The sequence below is a fragment of the Bradyrhizobium sp. IC3123 genome, from assembly GCF_020193625.1.
GTDB classification, from domain to species: Bacteria; Pseudomonadota; Alphaproteobacteria; order Rhizobiales; family Xanthobacteraceae; genus Bradyrhizobium; species Bradyrhizobium yuanmingense.
Map to the genome: position 1 here is coordinate 307,269 of NZ_JADYVF010000003.1, position 14,256 is coordinate 321,524.

The 14,256-nt window shown below is 65.5% G+C and carries 14 protein-coding genes; 7 read left to right on the plus strand and 7 right to left on the minus strand.

Annotation, left to right across the window (positions count from 1 at the left end; all coding sequences use genetic code 11):
* Window positions 1-54: 54 nt before the first annotated feature.
* The 3 genes from I6F20_RS11530 (at window position 55) to I6F20_RS11540 (ending at window position 3,400) form a co-directional block, all read left to right on the plus strand.
* Complete coding sequence (locus I6F20_RS11530) at window positions 55-1,011, plus strand: carbohydrate ABC transporter permease (protein ID WP_035998865.1); 957 nt, start codon at window positions 55-57, stop codon at window positions 1,009-1,011.
* On the plus strand, window positions 1,004-1,903 hold the full coding sequence (locus I6F20_RS11535) for a carbohydrate ABC transporter permease (protein WP_035998862.1): 900 nt from the start codon (window positions 1,004-1,006) through the stop codon (window positions 1,901-1,903). The genes I6F20_RS11530 and I6F20_RS11535 overlap by 8 nt, the downstream gene beginning before the upstream one ends.
* A gap of 141 nt (window positions 1,904-2,044) precedes the next feature.
* Complete coding sequence (locus I6F20_RS11540; protein ID WP_225126256.1) at window positions 2,045-3,400, plus strand: esterase-like activity of phytase family protein; 1,356 nt, start codon at window positions 2,045-2,047, stop codon at window positions 3,398-3,400.
* 60 nt (window positions 3,401-3,460) lie between these two features.
* Here the strand turns inward: I6F20_RS11540 and I6F20_RS11545 are convergent, their stop codons facing one another.
* From I6F20_RS11545 to I6F20_RS11570, 6 genes are all read right to left on the minus strand, one after another.
* Window positions 3,461-4,288, minus strand: a complete 828-nt coding sequence (locus tag I6F20_RS11545; protein WP_225126257.1) for an energy transducer TonB family protein — start codon at window positions 4,286-4,288, stop codon at window positions 3,461-3,463.
* The gene (exbD, locus tag I6F20_RS11550; protein WP_128264128.1) at window positions 4,288-4,728 is read right to left on the minus strand and encodes a TonB system transport protein ExbD; all 441 of its coding nucleotides are present in this window, start codon (window positions 4,726-4,728) and stop codon (window positions 4,288-4,290) included. The genes I6F20_RS11545 and exbD overlap by 1 nt, the downstream gene beginning before the upstream one ends.
* A gap of 2 nt (window positions 4,729-4,730) precedes the next feature.
* Complete coding sequence (gene exbB, locus I6F20_RS11555; protein ID WP_225126258.1) at window positions 4,731-5,507, minus strand: tonB-system energizer ExbB; 777 nt, start codon at window positions 5,505-5,507, stop codon at window positions 4,731-4,733.
* Between the two features lie 23 nt (window positions 5,508-5,530).
* Window positions 5,531-6,046 carry a heme utilization cystosolic carrier protein HutX gene (gene hutX / locus I6F20_RS11560; protein ID WP_225126259.1) on the minus strand — a complete coding sequence of 172 codons (516 nt, stop codon included), beginning with the start codon at window positions 6,044-6,046 and terminating at the stop codon, window positions 5,531-5,533.
* Between the two features lie 24 nt (window positions 6,047-6,070).
* A complete protein-coding gene (hmuQ, locus tag I6F20_RS11565) occupies window positions 6,071-6,406 on the minus strand; it encodes a heme-degrading protein HmuQ (RefSeq protein WP_035998838.1) in 336 nt (111 codons plus the stop codon).
* Window positions 6,407-6,532: 126 nt separating this feature from the next.
* Window positions 6,533-8,929: a TonB-dependent hemoglobin/transferrin/lactoferrin family receptor gene (locus I6F20_RS11570; RefSeq protein WP_225126261.1), complete on the minus strand. Its 2,397-nt coding sequence runs from the start codon at window positions 8,927-8,929 to the stop codon at window positions 6,533-6,535.
* A gap of 262 nt (window positions 8,930-9,191) precedes the next feature.
* Here I6F20_RS11570 and I6F20_RS11575 point away from each other — a divergent pair, with 262 nt between their 5' ends.
* From I6F20_RS11575 to I6F20_RS11590, 4 genes are read left to right on the plus strand one after another with little or no spacing between them, the layout of a single operon-like run.
* On the plus strand, window positions 9,192-9,398 hold the full coding sequence (locus tag I6F20_RS11575; protein WP_225126262.1) for a hemin uptake protein HemP: 207 nt from the start codon (window positions 9,192-9,194) through the stop codon (window positions 9,396-9,398).
* Between the two features lie 5 nt (window positions 9,399-9,403).
* Entirely contained in the window at window positions 9,404-10,354 is a 951-nt protein-coding gene (locus I6F20_RS11580; RefSeq protein ID WP_225126263.1) for a heme/hemin ABC transporter substrate-binding protein, read from the plus strand.
* A complete protein-coding gene (locus I6F20_RS11585; RefSeq protein ID WP_225126264.1) occupies window positions 10,351-11,436 on the plus strand; it encodes a FecCD family ABC transporter permease in 1,086 nt (361 codons plus the stop codon). Before I6F20_RS11580 ends, I6F20_RS11585 begins: the two co-directional genes overlap by 4 nt.
* On the plus strand, window positions 11,433-12,245 hold the full coding sequence (locus I6F20_RS11590; RefSeq protein ID WP_225126265.1) for a heme ABC transporter ATP-binding protein: 813 nt from the start codon (window positions 11,433-11,435) through the stop codon (window positions 12,243-12,245). Before I6F20_RS11585 ends, I6F20_RS11590 begins: the two co-directional genes overlap by 4 nt.
* 172 nt (window positions 12,246-12,417) lie before the next feature.
* On the opposite strand, the gene I6F20_RS11595 is transcribed toward I6F20_RS11590, so the two are convergent.
* On the minus strand, window positions 12,418-14,097 hold the full coding sequence (locus I6F20_RS11595; protein ID WP_225126266.1) for a mucoidy inhibitor MuiA family protein: 1,680 nt from the start codon (window positions 14,095-14,097) through the stop codon (window positions 12,418-12,420).
* Window positions 14,098-14,256: the final 159 nt, after the last annotated feature.

Genomic DNA, 14,256 nt, shown 5'->3' on the forward strand with positions numbered 1-14,256 from the left:
TCGCTTCGCTCGCAATGACGGTGTCGTGACACTTCAGACGGGACGAACCAATCTATGTCCGTGACCACCCTTTCCTCCCACGCACTGGCGCAACGGCAGCCGAACTGGATCGTGCGCCTGTTCGACTACAAACCGTTCCTGATCGTGATGTGCCTCGCGCCCGCGCTCGGGCTGCTCACGGTATTCCTGACCTACCCGCTCGGCCTCGGCGTCTGGCTCGCCTTCACCGACACCACGATCGGCCGGCGCGGCATCTATGTCGGGATCGAGAATTTCCAGTACCTGCTCACGGACCCCTTGTGGTGGAACGCGGTATTCTACAGCGTGTTCTACACGGCCGTGGCGACCTTCGGAAAATTCGCGCTCGGCTTCTGGCTCGCGCTGCTGCTCAACAACCATTTCCCGTTCAAGAGCCTGCTGCGCGCCATCGTGCTGCTGCCCTGGATCGTCCCGACGGTGCTGTCGGCGCTGGCGTTCTGGTGGATCTACGATCCGCAGTTCTCGATCATCTCGTACCTCCTGGTCGACGTTCTGCATTGGCGCGACAGCAATATCGACTTCCTCGGCTCGCCCTGGCCGGCGCGCTTCTCGCTGATCGCCGCCAACATCTGGCGCGGCATTCCCTTTGTCGCGATCTCGCTGCTGGCGGGCTTGCAGACCATCTCGCCCTCGCTCTACGAGGCCGCGATGCTGGACGGCGCCAGCGCCTGGCAGCGCTTCCGCTACATCACTTTCCCGATGATGCTGCCGATCCTCGCCATCGTCATGACGTTCTCGATCATCTTCACCTTCACCGACTTCCAGCTGGTCTACGCCATCACCCGCGGCGGTCCGGTGAACTCGACGCATTTGCTGGCGACGCTGGCGTTCCAGCGCGGCATCGCCGGCGGCGAGCTCGGCGAAGGCGCGGCGATCGCGGTGTCGATGATCCCGTTCCTGGTGTTCGCGACGCTGTTCTCCTATTTCGGCCTAGCACGCCGCAAATGGCAGCAGGGAGAGGCCAATGACTGAAACCGTCGCGCAATCGACCGTCGCGGACGCAAAAGCGCCGCCCGACACCATGGCCTGGGATTCCGGGCTGCGGCGGCTGATGATGATCTACCTGCCGCTCGGCTGCTTCGTTCTGATCCTGCTGTTTCCGTTCTATTGGATGGCGATCACCTCGTTCAAGCCGAACGCGGAGCTGATGAACTACCGGGACAACAACCCGTTCTGGATCTCCTCGCCGACCCTGGCGCACATCAAGCATCTGTTGTTCAACACCGCCTATCCGCAATGGCTGAAGACGACGATGCTGGTCGCGATCGGCTCGACCACGCTGTCGCTGATCGCGTCGACGCTGGCGGCCTACGCGATCGAGCGCCTGCGCTTCCGCGGCAGCCCCTATGTCGGCCTCGGCATCTATCTCGCCTATCTGGTGCCGCCGTCGATCCTGTTCATTCCGCTCGCGACAGTCGTCGTGCAGTTCGGCCTGTTCGACTCGCCGCTGGCCCTGATCCTGGTCTATCCGACCTTCCTGGTGCCGTTCTGCACCTGGCTCCTGATCGGCTATTTCAAGTCAATTCCTTACGAGCTCGAGGAATGCGCGCTGGTCGATGGCGCCACGCGGCTGCAGATCCTGCGCCGGATCACGCTGCCGCTCGCGGTGCCCGGGCTGATCTCGGCCGGCATCTTCTCCTTCACGCTGTCCTGGAACGAGTTCATCTACGCGCTCGCCTTCATCCAGAGCGGCGCCAACAAGACGGTGCCGGTCGCGATCCTGACCGAGCTCGTCACCGGCGACGTCTATCAATGGGGTGCGCTGATGGCGGGATCGCTGCTCGGCTCGCTCCCGGTCGCGATCTTCTACTCGCTGTTCGTGGATTACTACGTCTCTTCGCTGACGGGTGCGGTGAAGGAGTAGCCCCGCTCTCTCGTCCCCCTCTCCCCGTTCTCACGGTCTGCAGGCGGGGAGAGGCGAAGAGCGCTGCGGCCTTTGGCCCGGCTTCACAATACTGCAACATGCGATCCGCATAAGCGTTGCGTCCGCCAACAGGAGACGCACATGCGCGCGACTTTTCTTTGCACCGTCGCCACGATCATCCTCACCGCGAGCACAGCGCTCGCGCAGAGCGAGGGCGAATTCCCCGCCAAGCTCGCCGGCCACGCGGTGATGCCGGCCGAAACCTTCATCCAGGCGCCGGCTGATGTCCCCGCCGATCTCAAGGCGGCGGGCAAATATACCACCGGCAAGCGGGTCGACGCGCTCGGCACCGTGATGGGCAAGTCCTTCGAGCGTCCGACCGGCGTGTCGCTGCCGTTCAAGGGCCAGCCGCTGCAAGGCCATTCCGGCATCAAGACCATGCCCGACGGCACGTTCTGGGTCCTCACCGACAACGGCATGGGCGCGCGCGCCAACTCGCCGGATTCGATGCTGTACCTCAACCGCTACAAGATGGACTGGGCCAGCGGCAAGATGGAGCGGCTGGAGACCATCTTCCTGCACGACCCCGACAAACGCGTCCCCTTCCGCATCGTGCATGAGGACACCCAGAAGCGCTATCTCACCGGCTCCGATTTCGACACCGAAGGTTTCCAGATCGTCGGCGACACCTTCTGGATCGGCGACGAGTTCGGCCCCTATGTCCTGAAGGCGGACAAGTCAGGCAAAATCCTCGGCGTGTTCGATACGGTCGCCGACGGCAAGCCGGTGCGCTCGCCCGACAATTGGGCGGTGGGGACGCCGGCCGCGCCGGGCGCGACCTACACCAATGTCAATCTCCGCCGCTCCCGGGGCTATGAGGGCTTCGCCGCGTCGAAGGACGGCAAGTTCCTCTACGGCCTGCTCGAGGGACCGCTGTGGGATGCCGACAAAAAGGACTGGGAGAAGGTCGACGGCAAGGAAGCCTCGCGCATCCTCGAATTCGACGTCACTGCTGAGAAATTCACCGGCCGCTACTGGCACTATGTGTTCGAGCAGAACGGCAACGCCATCGGCGACTTCAACATGATCGACCAGGCCTCCGGCCTCGTCATCGAGCGCGACAATGGCGAGGGCACCGCCGACAAGGCCTGCCCGCAAGGCCAGCGCGGCGAGAACTGCTTCCCCGACCTCGCCAAGTTCAAGCGCGTCTACAAGATCGAGCTGACCGATGCCAATGTCGGCAAGCCCGTGCGCAAGATCGGCTATATCGACCTGATGAAGATCAGGGATCCCGACAAGAAGGCGCGGAAGCCGCTCAACGACGGCGTCTACACCTTCCCGTTCTTCACCATCGAGAACGTCGATCGCGTCGACGACACCCACATCATCGTCGGCAACGACAACAACCTGCCGTTCTCCTCCAGTCGCGATCCCAACAAGGCCGACGACAACGAGTTCGTGCTGCTCGAGGTCGCGGATTTCCTGAAGGCGAAGTGAGGCGAGGCTCGCTCTCTCTCCCTCCCGCTTTTCCGCGGGAGGGAGAGTCATTGCCCATGGCTACTTCCCGAAAATCACCGGGACGTTGATGGGTATGGTTGCATAACTGGTCTCGGCCGGCACCGGCGGGAATGGTTGGGCCTGGCGCACCATGGCCATCGCCTGGGCATCGAGCGCTGCGACGCCCGAGGAGCCGCCGAGGCGGCTGGACAATACCTGACCGTTACGGCCGAGCGTGAAGCTCACCTTGACCACGCCCCTCTGGCCATTCGCGCTCGTCGGATACTGGTGGAAGCGCATGAGATGCGCGCGGACGCGCTGATAATAGGTCGCCATCGCAGACGCGAGCGAGCCGGCATTGACGGCAGAGGCCAGCGGAGCCTGCCGCTCCGTGCGCGGCGGTGCGCTGGTGCGCGGCGCCGGAAGGGCATCCGACGGCTTCCGGGCGTCGAGGCGGACCGCCTTGGGCTTCGCCGGGGCGGGCTTCTCCACGGGCACAACTTTCGCGGGCTCGGGCTGCGGCGGGCTCGGCTCGAGCTTCTGTTCCGGTGGAGCCAACACCTCCGGCCGCTCCTGCGGCGGTGTCGGCGGGATCATTTCCTCGACAGCCTGCTGCTGCACCGGCTCGGGCGGTGACGCATCCGCCTGCTGCATCATCGGTCCCGGCGCGATGTCCAGCGGCGTTGACTGCGGTGCCGACGTCTCCGGCTTCATGTCGATCAGGATGGCCGGCATGTTGACGCCCTCGTCCGGCACCTGCTTCAGCCAGTTCATCGCAAGCAGCGCGGCGCCGAGATGCAGCGCCACGATCATCGCCGCCGAGGCGCCCCAGCGCGCGCCCTCCCGCTCGTCAAGCGGCTGATGCAAGGCAAAGGCGTTCGCTGCCATCAGCTGCGTCCGTCGAGCCCGACGAGGGCGACCTTGAGATAGCCGGCGTTGCGCAGGGTGTTCATCACCTCCATCAGGTCGCCATAGGAGACGGCCTTGTCGGCGCGCAGATAGATGCGCTCGTCCTTGCGGCCCCTGGTGGCCGCATCGAGCGAGGTGCTGAGCCCGTCGCGAGCGACGATATCCTCACCCACGGCGATCGAAAGGTCCGGCTTGACGGTGACGAAGACCGGCTTGTCGGGCCGCGGTGCCGGCTCGGCGGCGGTCGCCGGGAGATCGACGCCGATGTCGACGGTGGCGAGCGGTGCGGCCACCATGAAGATGATCAGGAGCACCAGCATCACGTCGATGAACGGCGTGACGTTGATCTCGTGGGTGACGTCGAAATCGCTCGTCTCGCCGCGCGAGCCGAGCTTCGATGTTCCGAGCTTGACGGCCATGGCTACTCCGCTGCCCGCGCCAGACGGAAATGGCCGTGGTCGCGCTGGCGGCTCACCAGCAGCATGAGCTGCGCCGAGGCGTCGCCGAGCAAAGCGCGGTAATTGGCAATGCCGCGGACGAGGTGATTGTAGATCACCACCGCCGGAATCGCGGCGACGAGACCGAGCGCGGTCGCGAGCAACGCTTCGGCAATGCCGGGCGCGACCACCGCCAGACTGGTGGTGTGGCTCTCGGAGATGCCGATGAAGGAATTCATGATGCCCCAGACGGTGCCTAACAGACCGACGAACGGCGCGATGGCGCCGATGGTCGCGAGCACGCCGGTGCCGCGCGCGATCTGCCTGGACATCGCCGCCTCGACCCGCTCCAGCCGCAACGCGACGCGCTCCTGCAGGCCGTCGTCGAGAATGCCGCCGGAGAGCTCGGCCTCCCTGGCGCAGGACTGAATCAGCTGCGCGACTGCGTCGCGGGCGTCGCCGGTCCGCGCGGATGCCTCGGCCAGCGTCATGTTGCCTTCGAGGGTGCGCGTCCGCTGCAAGGCGAGCGAGCCCTTGCGACGCAGCTCGATGGTCTTGGCGAGCCAGACCGTCCATGTCGCCAGCGAGGCAACGGCAAGCCCGACCATCACGACCTTCACGACGATGTCGGCACCGAGGAACATGCCCCAGGGCGACAGATTGCGCGGCAACAGCGCCGCGTCGATCGCAAAGGCCGGCGCCGGCACGAGCGCCAGTGCGATTGTGAGGATCACGTGCCCTAGCGTGGAATTGCTCTGCATCCTGATCTCCCGACAAATGGAAGTCACGCCGAAAGCTTCGCCGCGATCCGGTCCGCGAGCCGCCGGAACCGCGCCAGCTGATCCGCCCGCAGCGCCCTCGTCTCGTCGCGGCCGACGAAGACCTTGAACATGATGCCGCCGTCGGCGTTCACGAAGGCGACGAAGGCCGAGGACTTGCCCATGAAGGGCCGCTCGACGAAGGCAATTCCCGCGCAGCGCTCGTGGCGGAGATGGCCGTGCAGGCCCTTTGGCTGCATCAGGTTGAAATAGCCGCGGCCGATCTCGCCCGCGGGAATGGTCCCGGTGAACTCGAAGATCGCATCATCGGTGTGGACGATCAGCGTGACCTCGCCCCATTCCGCGATGTCCTGCATGGCGGCGACAAAATGTTCGCCGCTCCCGATGCGCACCATTGACGGCGGCAACGCCTCGATCACCGCGCGCGGCGTGGCGCTGCGCTCGCGCGCGACGTCCTCGATCACGGCACCCGGATTGTCCGCCATATGCGCCTTGAGGTCGGCGAGATCGGTGCTCAGCATATCTGGCTCCTCAACCCCGGCGCCTCAAGCGGCCGCGCTCGCCTTGCGCTCGGTCATGATGACCTCGAAACCTTCGAACTTGGGGTGACCGAGATAGAGGCTCTCGCCGGTCTTGTTGTCGGCGCGCGCATGAGCGCGGCGGAATTCCTCCGAGCGCGTCCAGGCCTCGAAAGCCGCCTTGTCGACCCACACGGTATGCGAGGAATACAGCGTGTGGTCCTCGGCGACCGGCCCCTTGAGCAGATGGAATTCGACGAACCCCGCCATGCTGCCGAGATAGGACTCACGGGTCCGCCAGACGGTTTCGAACGCGGCTTCCGAGCCGGGCTTCACCTGGAAGCGATTCATGGCGATGAACATTCGACTTTTCTCCTGTGACTTGTAGATCGGCAATTGCCGACCGGATATTTCAGAACGGGTCGAAAGCCACGCTGACGCATCAGCGTGGCTTTCGAGATCGGCAAGGCATAACCTGCGGTGTCTCCCTCAGGTGCCGCCAAAGTGGTATTTGAGACCTCCCTTGATCACGAGCCCAGCACCGGCGCTCGCCCACTTCACGTCGTTTTGCGTGTCGCCCGTGCTACCGACCGGAATGGCGTACGGACGATAGTAGCGATTGAAGAGGTTCTCGACGGAGAAGTTGAGCGTGAGATCGGGCGTCGGGTGATACTGCGCGTAAAGATTGACGAGATCGTACGACGTCGCGGGCGTGTAGGTCCTGGGGATGTCGTAGTTGGCGATTGCCGACGTCCACATCATCGAAAGGATGAGGGTGCGGTCGAGCAGACGCACGCCGGCCGTCGTCGTGATCTTCTGCGGCGGAATGCTGTAGAGGCCGAAGCCGGTCTGGAGATTCTTTCCGCTCTGATAGGTCCCGGAGAGGCCGAAGAACCACAAGTTCGCGTCATACATCGCCTCGGCCTCGACGCCTTGAATGAGCGCGGACGCCACGTTCTGATACTGCAGGAACGGGAGCACCGTGATCGACGGTGCCGGTGGCGGCCCGGTCGGGACCACGAGCGGGTTTCCGTAAGCGACCTGGTCGATGAAGTCGCTGATGTCGTTGCGGAACACGTTGATCTTGCCGCGCAGCGTGTCGCCCGCCGTGAACAGATCGTTCTTCTTGATGTTGAAGCCGATCTCCTTGTTCTTGCCGACCTCCGGGCGCAGGTTTGGATTGGGCACGAAGCAGAAGGTCGAATCCGCGCCCGGTCCCGGCGTTCCCGACGGACAGCGGAAGAACGAGTCGCTGACCGTCGCGCCGGCATGTGGCCCGCTCACCAGCGTCTCCGTGATCGAGGGCGCCCGATAGCCTTCCGCGTAGCTGGCATAGGGTGTCACGACCGCGGTCGGAACGAGAGCCACGGTGATCTTCGGCGAGAGGCGATCGCCGCCCGACGACGAGGACGCCGAGGAAAGCTGATAATTGTCGTAACGGAGTGCGCCGATCACCTCGAGCATCGAGGTGTAGTTGGCCCTCCACTGCACGAAGCCGCCAGACACCGTGCGCTGTCCGCCGGGCGTCGTCACTTCGGCGGTACCTGTCCTATCCTGCGTAGATACTTTGTCCTGGAAGGCGTCCAGCCCGTATGTCACCGCGTGACGCCAGTTACCAGTGTCGAACCGGGTCGTGTTGTGCACGTCGATACCGATCGTATCGAGCAGATATCCGCGGTTGCTCCCGATGCACCCCGAAATGGCATTGCCCGGCACACCGCCGCAATAAACGGATGGCGTCGTGAGGGTGTGCCTCGTCTTGATCTGGTCGTTCTCGGTGCGATTCCAGTAGATCTTCGCGTCCCAGTCGAACCACTGATCGTCCGGCTGCGCGTATTTCCAGCCGAGCGTCGTGGTGTAGTTCTTGACGTTGGAGGCGTAGATCGACGTGCCGTTGAGGTTGTTGGTGCCGTTCGCATTGGTCGAGTTGGGATCGCCCGCGCGCCGCGGCGGCTGGCCCAGGCTGTAGATGTCCTCCTGGAAGATGGCGCCGAGCTTGACCTCGTGACCGTCGGCCGGACGAACCGTCAGCTTGGCGATGCCGCTGCTCAGACGGTTGCCGGTGTTTGCGACCTCGAAGCCGGTGCCGTCCTTGTAGCTCTCCTGCGTCGAATAGGTGCCGCCTGCGAATACGTCGACATTGGGGTTGACGTGAACACCGCCAAAGGCGGATCCGAGTGCACGTCCGTAGTTGCTGCCGAGGATGGTTTTCACGTCGACGCCCCAGCGCTCTCCCACGCGGACAACGTCCTCGATGTCCTTGGTGCGGAACGAGGCCACGCCACCGATCGCACCGGAGCCGTAGATGTTCGCGGTCGGGCCGCGCACGATGTCGATGCCGCTGATCAGCTCGGGGTTGAGGAAGAAGGAGCCGTTGGCGAAGTGGCCCGTGCGCTGATAGTTCTGCCGCGCACCATCGACGACGACGGCGACGCGGCCGAAATCCTGCAGGCCGCGAATGTTGATCGAGGTCGACGGCTCGTCGCCGCGATTCTGGACCCATACGCCCGGCACATTATAGATGAGGTCACCAACCGTGCTGGCCTGACGCCCCTCGATCTGCGCCGAGGTCACGACGCTGACCGGCGCCAGCGAATCCACGGCACGCTCCTCCGTCTTCGTTGCCGCGACTGTAATCGCATCGAGCGTTTGCACCGGTGCTGCGCCGCCGGCCTGAGCGCGGGCGTTCATCACCTCCGGCGTGGTCTGCTGCGCAACTTGCGGCGGCGCTTGCTTGCGCTTGGCCTGCTTCGGCCTTTCCGACGACGCGCTTTCACCCTGCGGCGATGCGGTCTGCGCGAGACTGCCCTCCGCCGTCATTGCCGCAATTGAAATCACCGACGCGCCCAAAATCAGGGCGCGCGAATACCTAGCCCCGTCAGCCATATCAGCCCCAGCCTGCACTTCACTTTAGCTTTTGATGTCGTCTGGCTGGCGCGCGCTCGCAAACTGAGCGACTGGCTGGCTGATTGTCTCAAGAGGCGGGCGAGTTCCCCGCTGTGAGAAATCGTTACGTGGCAACACTCTGACGGTCAATGACATCGGGTTACAGTTTATATCGATTGTAAACTGCGACGGTTGGAATGCGCTTGGCGCCGCCTGTACAAACGGGCGGTACTCCAGCTTTCGAAAGCGCATCGCACCGACAATGTCAGCAACATCAGGAGACAGCAGCGGCAACGCGGCAGGGCCGGCACAACGCTCATCTGCAGCAACGCGAACTCTCACCATGCGTGGGAGCCGGATCGACAGCCGCGAGCTGTTTGCCGCCGAGCGCGAAATCATCATTGCGCATGGCGAGGACAGCTATCGTCTCCGCCTGACCTCGCAGAACAAGCTGATCCTGACGAAGTAACTGCAATGACATGTTGCCGCACCCTCACCCGTCTCCTGCTCTCCGGCGGGCTCGCGTTCGCGTCTGCTGCGCACGCCGCGGGCATCACCGTGCATGACGCGCGCAATCGCGACGTCACTGTTACCGATTTTGCCCGCACGGTGTCGATCGGCGGCGCCATCACCGAGATCCTCTATGCGCTGGGATTGGAAAGCCGGCTGGTCGGCGTCGACACCACGAGCCTCTATCCGGCGGCGGCACTGCAAGACAAGCCGAATGTCGGCTATGTGCGCCAGATCTCGGCCGAAGGCGTGCTCGGTCTCAACCCGACGCTGATCCTGGCGATCCAGGGGTCGGGCCCGCGCGAGACCATGGACATCCTGGAGACGGCGAAGGTGCCGCTGGTGCTTGTGCCCGAGACCTTTTCCGAGGAAGGCCTGATCGAGAAGATCAAGCTGGTCGGCCACGCCATGGGCGTCGATGCACGTGCCGAATGTCTCAGCGCCGCGGTCGGCGCCGATCTTGCACAGCTCCGTGCCCTGCGCGCCAAGGTGACGAAGCCGGTGCGGGTGATGTTCGTGATGTCGCTCCAGAACGGGCGAGCAATGGTGGCAGGCCACAAGACCGCGGCGGATGAGATCATCCAGCTCGCGGGCGCGGCCAACGCGGTCGAGAATTACGACGGCTACAAGGTCATCAGCGACGAGGCGATCGTGGCCGCAAAGCCCGATGTCGTGCTGTCGATCGAGCGCGGCAAGGATTCGCTGCAAGCCGATGCAGTCTACACGCACCCCGGCTTTGCGCTGACGCCGGTCGCGGCCAACAAGAGCTTCATCACCATGGATGGGCTTTATCTGCTCGGCTTCGGGCCGCGCACCGCGGCAGCGGCGCGCGATCTCTCAGTCAAGCTCTATCCGACCTTGGCCGAGGGTGGCGCGTTCGCGTCGGCGCTGTCGACGGCGAATTGCCGGCAATGAGCGTGGCCGCCGGGATCGAAACACGGAGCCCGCGACACATCGCGGGGCGGCGAGCAGCATCGTTCGCGATTCCCCTCCTGCTCGTGGTGCTCCTGGTCACCGCGATCGCCGCTCTGACGGTCGGCGCCGCCGGCATCCCGCTCTCCCGGCTGCCAGCCGCGCTGGGCTTGGCCGGCGAAAGCACGGCCATGACGGCCCGCGACCAGCTCGTGCTGTGGTCGATCCGCATTCCCCGGATCGCGGCGGCGGCGATGATCGGCGGCCTGCTTGCCGCGGCCGGCGCGATCATGCAGGGGCTGTTTCGCAACCCGCTCGCCGATCCCGCCCTGGTCGGCGTCTCCAGTGGCGGCGCGCTCGCAGCCGCGAGCGCGATCGTCTTCACCGATTCCCGCTTCGGCGAGGCGCTGCGCGTTCTCCAGACCGAGCTGTTGCCGCTCGCAGCCTTCGCGGGTTCGCTGGCGACCACCACGATCCTCTACGGCATCTCCAGCCGCTCGGGACGCACCTCGATCGCGATCTTCCTGCTCGCCGGCGTCGCCATCACCGCGATCGCCAATGCGGGCATCGGCCTGCTGGTATTCATCGCCGATGACCGTCAGCTGCGCGACATCACGTTCTGGATGCTGGGCTCGATGAGCGGCGCGACCTGGACCAAGGCCGCCGTGCTCGCGCCGGTGCTCATTGCCGGACTCGCAGGCTGCGCCTTCATCGCGCGCGGCCTCGACCTGCTGGTGCTCGGCGAGGCCGACGCCTTTCACGGCGGCGTCGACGTCGAGCGCCTGAAGCGGATCTCGATCGTGATGGTCTCGGCCATGACCGGCGTCGCGGTGTCGATCAGCGGCGTGATCGGCTTCGTCGGCATCGTCGTGCCGCATCTGCTCCGTCTCGTGATCGGCCCGGCGCATCGCCTGCTGCTGCCGGCCTCGGTGCTATCAGGCGCGATCCTGATGGTCGGGGCCGACACGCTGGCGCGGACCATCGTGGCGCCCGCGGAGATGCCGATCGGCATCCTGACGGCGGCCGTCGGCGCACCCGTCTTTCTCTTCATCCTGCTGCGGCAGCGCGGGCTCGCCGCGCTATGACCGCAGTGCTCGATGCACGACACCTAGGCAAGCGCGCCGGCCGCGCGACATTGCTTGACGGCGTCGGCCTGACGGTTGCGGCCGGCGAGATGATCGCCATCATCGGCCCGAACGGCGCCGGCAAGTCGACGCTGCTGCGGCTGCTCTCCGGCGATCTCCGCCCGAGCGCCGGCGAGGTGCGGCTCAAGCAGCGCGACATCGGCAGCTTCGCGCCGCGCGAGCTCGCCGCGCGCCGTGCGATGCTGTCTCAGCACATCAACGTCACCTTCCCCTTCACCGTCGAGGAGATCGTGCTGATGGGCGCGGGCGAGCGCAGCTTGCGCGAGGCCGGCCCGCTCGTCGACGCCGCGATGGACGAGGTCGGACTGTCGCATTTCCGCGAGCGGCAATTGCCGACGCTGTCGGGCGGCGAGCAGCAGCGCGCTCATTTCGCCCGCGTGCTGGTGCAGCTCGCCTGCGGCGAGGCCAAGCACGGCCCCGGGCTCTTGCTGCTGGACGAGCCGACATCGAGCCTCGATCTGCGTCACCAGATCGACCTCGTCGAGGCGGCGCGCCGCCGCGCGGCAGCCGGCACCGCCGTGATCGCGATCCTGCACGATCTCAACCTCGCGATCCGCTTTGCCGACCGGCTGGTCGTGCTGGCCGGCGGCAGGCTCGCCGCGGACGGTCCGCGCGCCGAGGTCGTCACGCGCGAGAGGATCCGGGATATTTTCGAGATCGACGCGGTCGTGCATCAGGTTGACGGCGTGCCGTATGTGCTGCCGCAGTCGATGCGGGCTGCGGGGCAAGCTGAACTGCCGCCACGGTGAAGGTGCGCTCCCTCGCCCCGTTCTTACGGGGAGAGGGTTGGGGTGAGGGGCCTCTCTCCACACGCGAGATGGTCGAGAGACCTGTACCCCCTCACCCGGATTGCATCTTCGATGCAACCCGACCTCTCCCCGCAAGCGCGGCGAGGTGAAGCTGCGCCACCTGTGCAGGAAATCAGCCCGCCGGGACGATCACCATGCTCTTGTCCTTCGGCCAGCGGATGCGCCAGGCGAAGTTGATGTCGCGGGCCTCGCCGGGCTTGGCGTCGAACGACCATTCCAGCACGCCGCGCTTGTCGCGGATGTTGTTGGCGGTCGGCTGGGTGCTCGAGGGCAGCATCTCGACGACGATGTCCTCGTTCTCGCTGACCGGCAGCTGATCCTCGATCGCGACGCGAATCGGAAAATCATGCCCGTTGCGGATCGTGGTCTTGAACGAACGCTCGTCGGTCTTCGACGTCGTGACCAGGAGGCCTGCCGAGCCTTCGTTGCGCTTGAGCACGGCGCGTTCGATCTTGACCTTGTCGTCGGCGCCGAACCCGAGCCGCACGATGTCGTCCTTGGTGGACGCCGTGATCTTGCCGCGGCCGACGAAGGTGCCGTCGCGATAGATCGCGACCTTGCCCGGCAGCAGGGTCGTGTCGTCGGTCTGCTTGAAGCTGGCTTCCAGGAATGCGGTCGGATCCAGCACCGGCGCGGCGCGCACCGCGAGATCGGCGGGCACATTCACCGAAGCGATACGTAGGCTCTTGGCACCGTCGGCGGCGCCGAGGCTGACGCGGCCGGGAATCCTGAAGGTGGCCTGGAAGTCGCCGATCTCGGCGAGGGCCTGTTGCTCGTCGGCGCGCTCGCGCAACTCGGTCGCTTCGGGAGCCTTGGACATGGGCTCGTACGAGCGCTGGCGAACAGTTGGCGCAGGCCGCGCTAGATCCGAGGCCGTGCCAAGGGCCATGGGCTTCGGCACTTGTGGATATTGCGCGATCAGCGAATGCAGCTCCGGAGCACTGCCGCCGCGGCTGATGCGCACGGTGGAGACGCCGAGCGTCACGTTCGACCAGTCCTCGCCGGTGGCCTGCGTCACCTCGGCGCGACGAACCAGTTCGAGCTGCGGCTTGCGATCCTTGGCGCCGGTATCGAGCCGCGCATCGTAGAGCGGCACCCAGCGCGCGTTGCGCACGGCATAGGTTACGCGCAGCGTCGCCTTGGTCGCGGCGGCCGAGGCGACGTCGATCCGCACTTCCAGCTTGCTCGGCGGCTTGGCCGAGCGCTCGGCTTCCAGTTGCGCGATCTGGCGGTCGAGCTCGCGCTGTTTTCGCGTGGCATCGCGAATTGCGCTGTCGGCGGTCGCGATCTCCTCGGCGACCGCGGCAAAGGCCGCGCGCCATTCAGCAATCGGGCGCGCCTCGCCCTTCTCGCCGAGGCCGGCCGGCGACGCCTCGGCAAAATGCTGCGCGAACTTGCGCCGGGCATTGGCCGAGTCGATCGCACCCTGCAGGTCGGCCCGTTGATCCCTCAGCGCTTCGATGCGCTTGTCGAGCTCGGGCAGGTTGACCGGCGGCGCGGCCTTCGGTGGGCGTGCGTCGATCGTGCCGATGGTGAGCTTGGCGCCCGCCTCGCCTTCGACGCGGAGGGAAGATGGATCGAGCGAGAGCGGAAAATCCTTGGCCACCAATGTCGAATCGCCGGAGGCGAGATCTAGCGAAATGACGCGGGTGACGGTGGCACCGTCGGGATAGACGGTGACCGTGTCGATCGTCGAATTGGCGTCCACATTGGCCGCCCATAACGGCGATGCGAGCGCCGTGGTCACCAGGACCAGGCCCGTGGTTGCCAAATATCCTGCGGTGATGCGCATAAAGTCCCTCCTGCCGGTATCGCCGCGCCGCCAGCCGGACGCGCGCGATGAAATGCCTCGCCATCGTGGTTGGACGCGGCAGGGAAGGAACCGGTTCGATTGAGACTTCCGTGGGGCGCCGCCGCGGCGGCACCATGTCTGTGGAACGCTCGGTGGTCC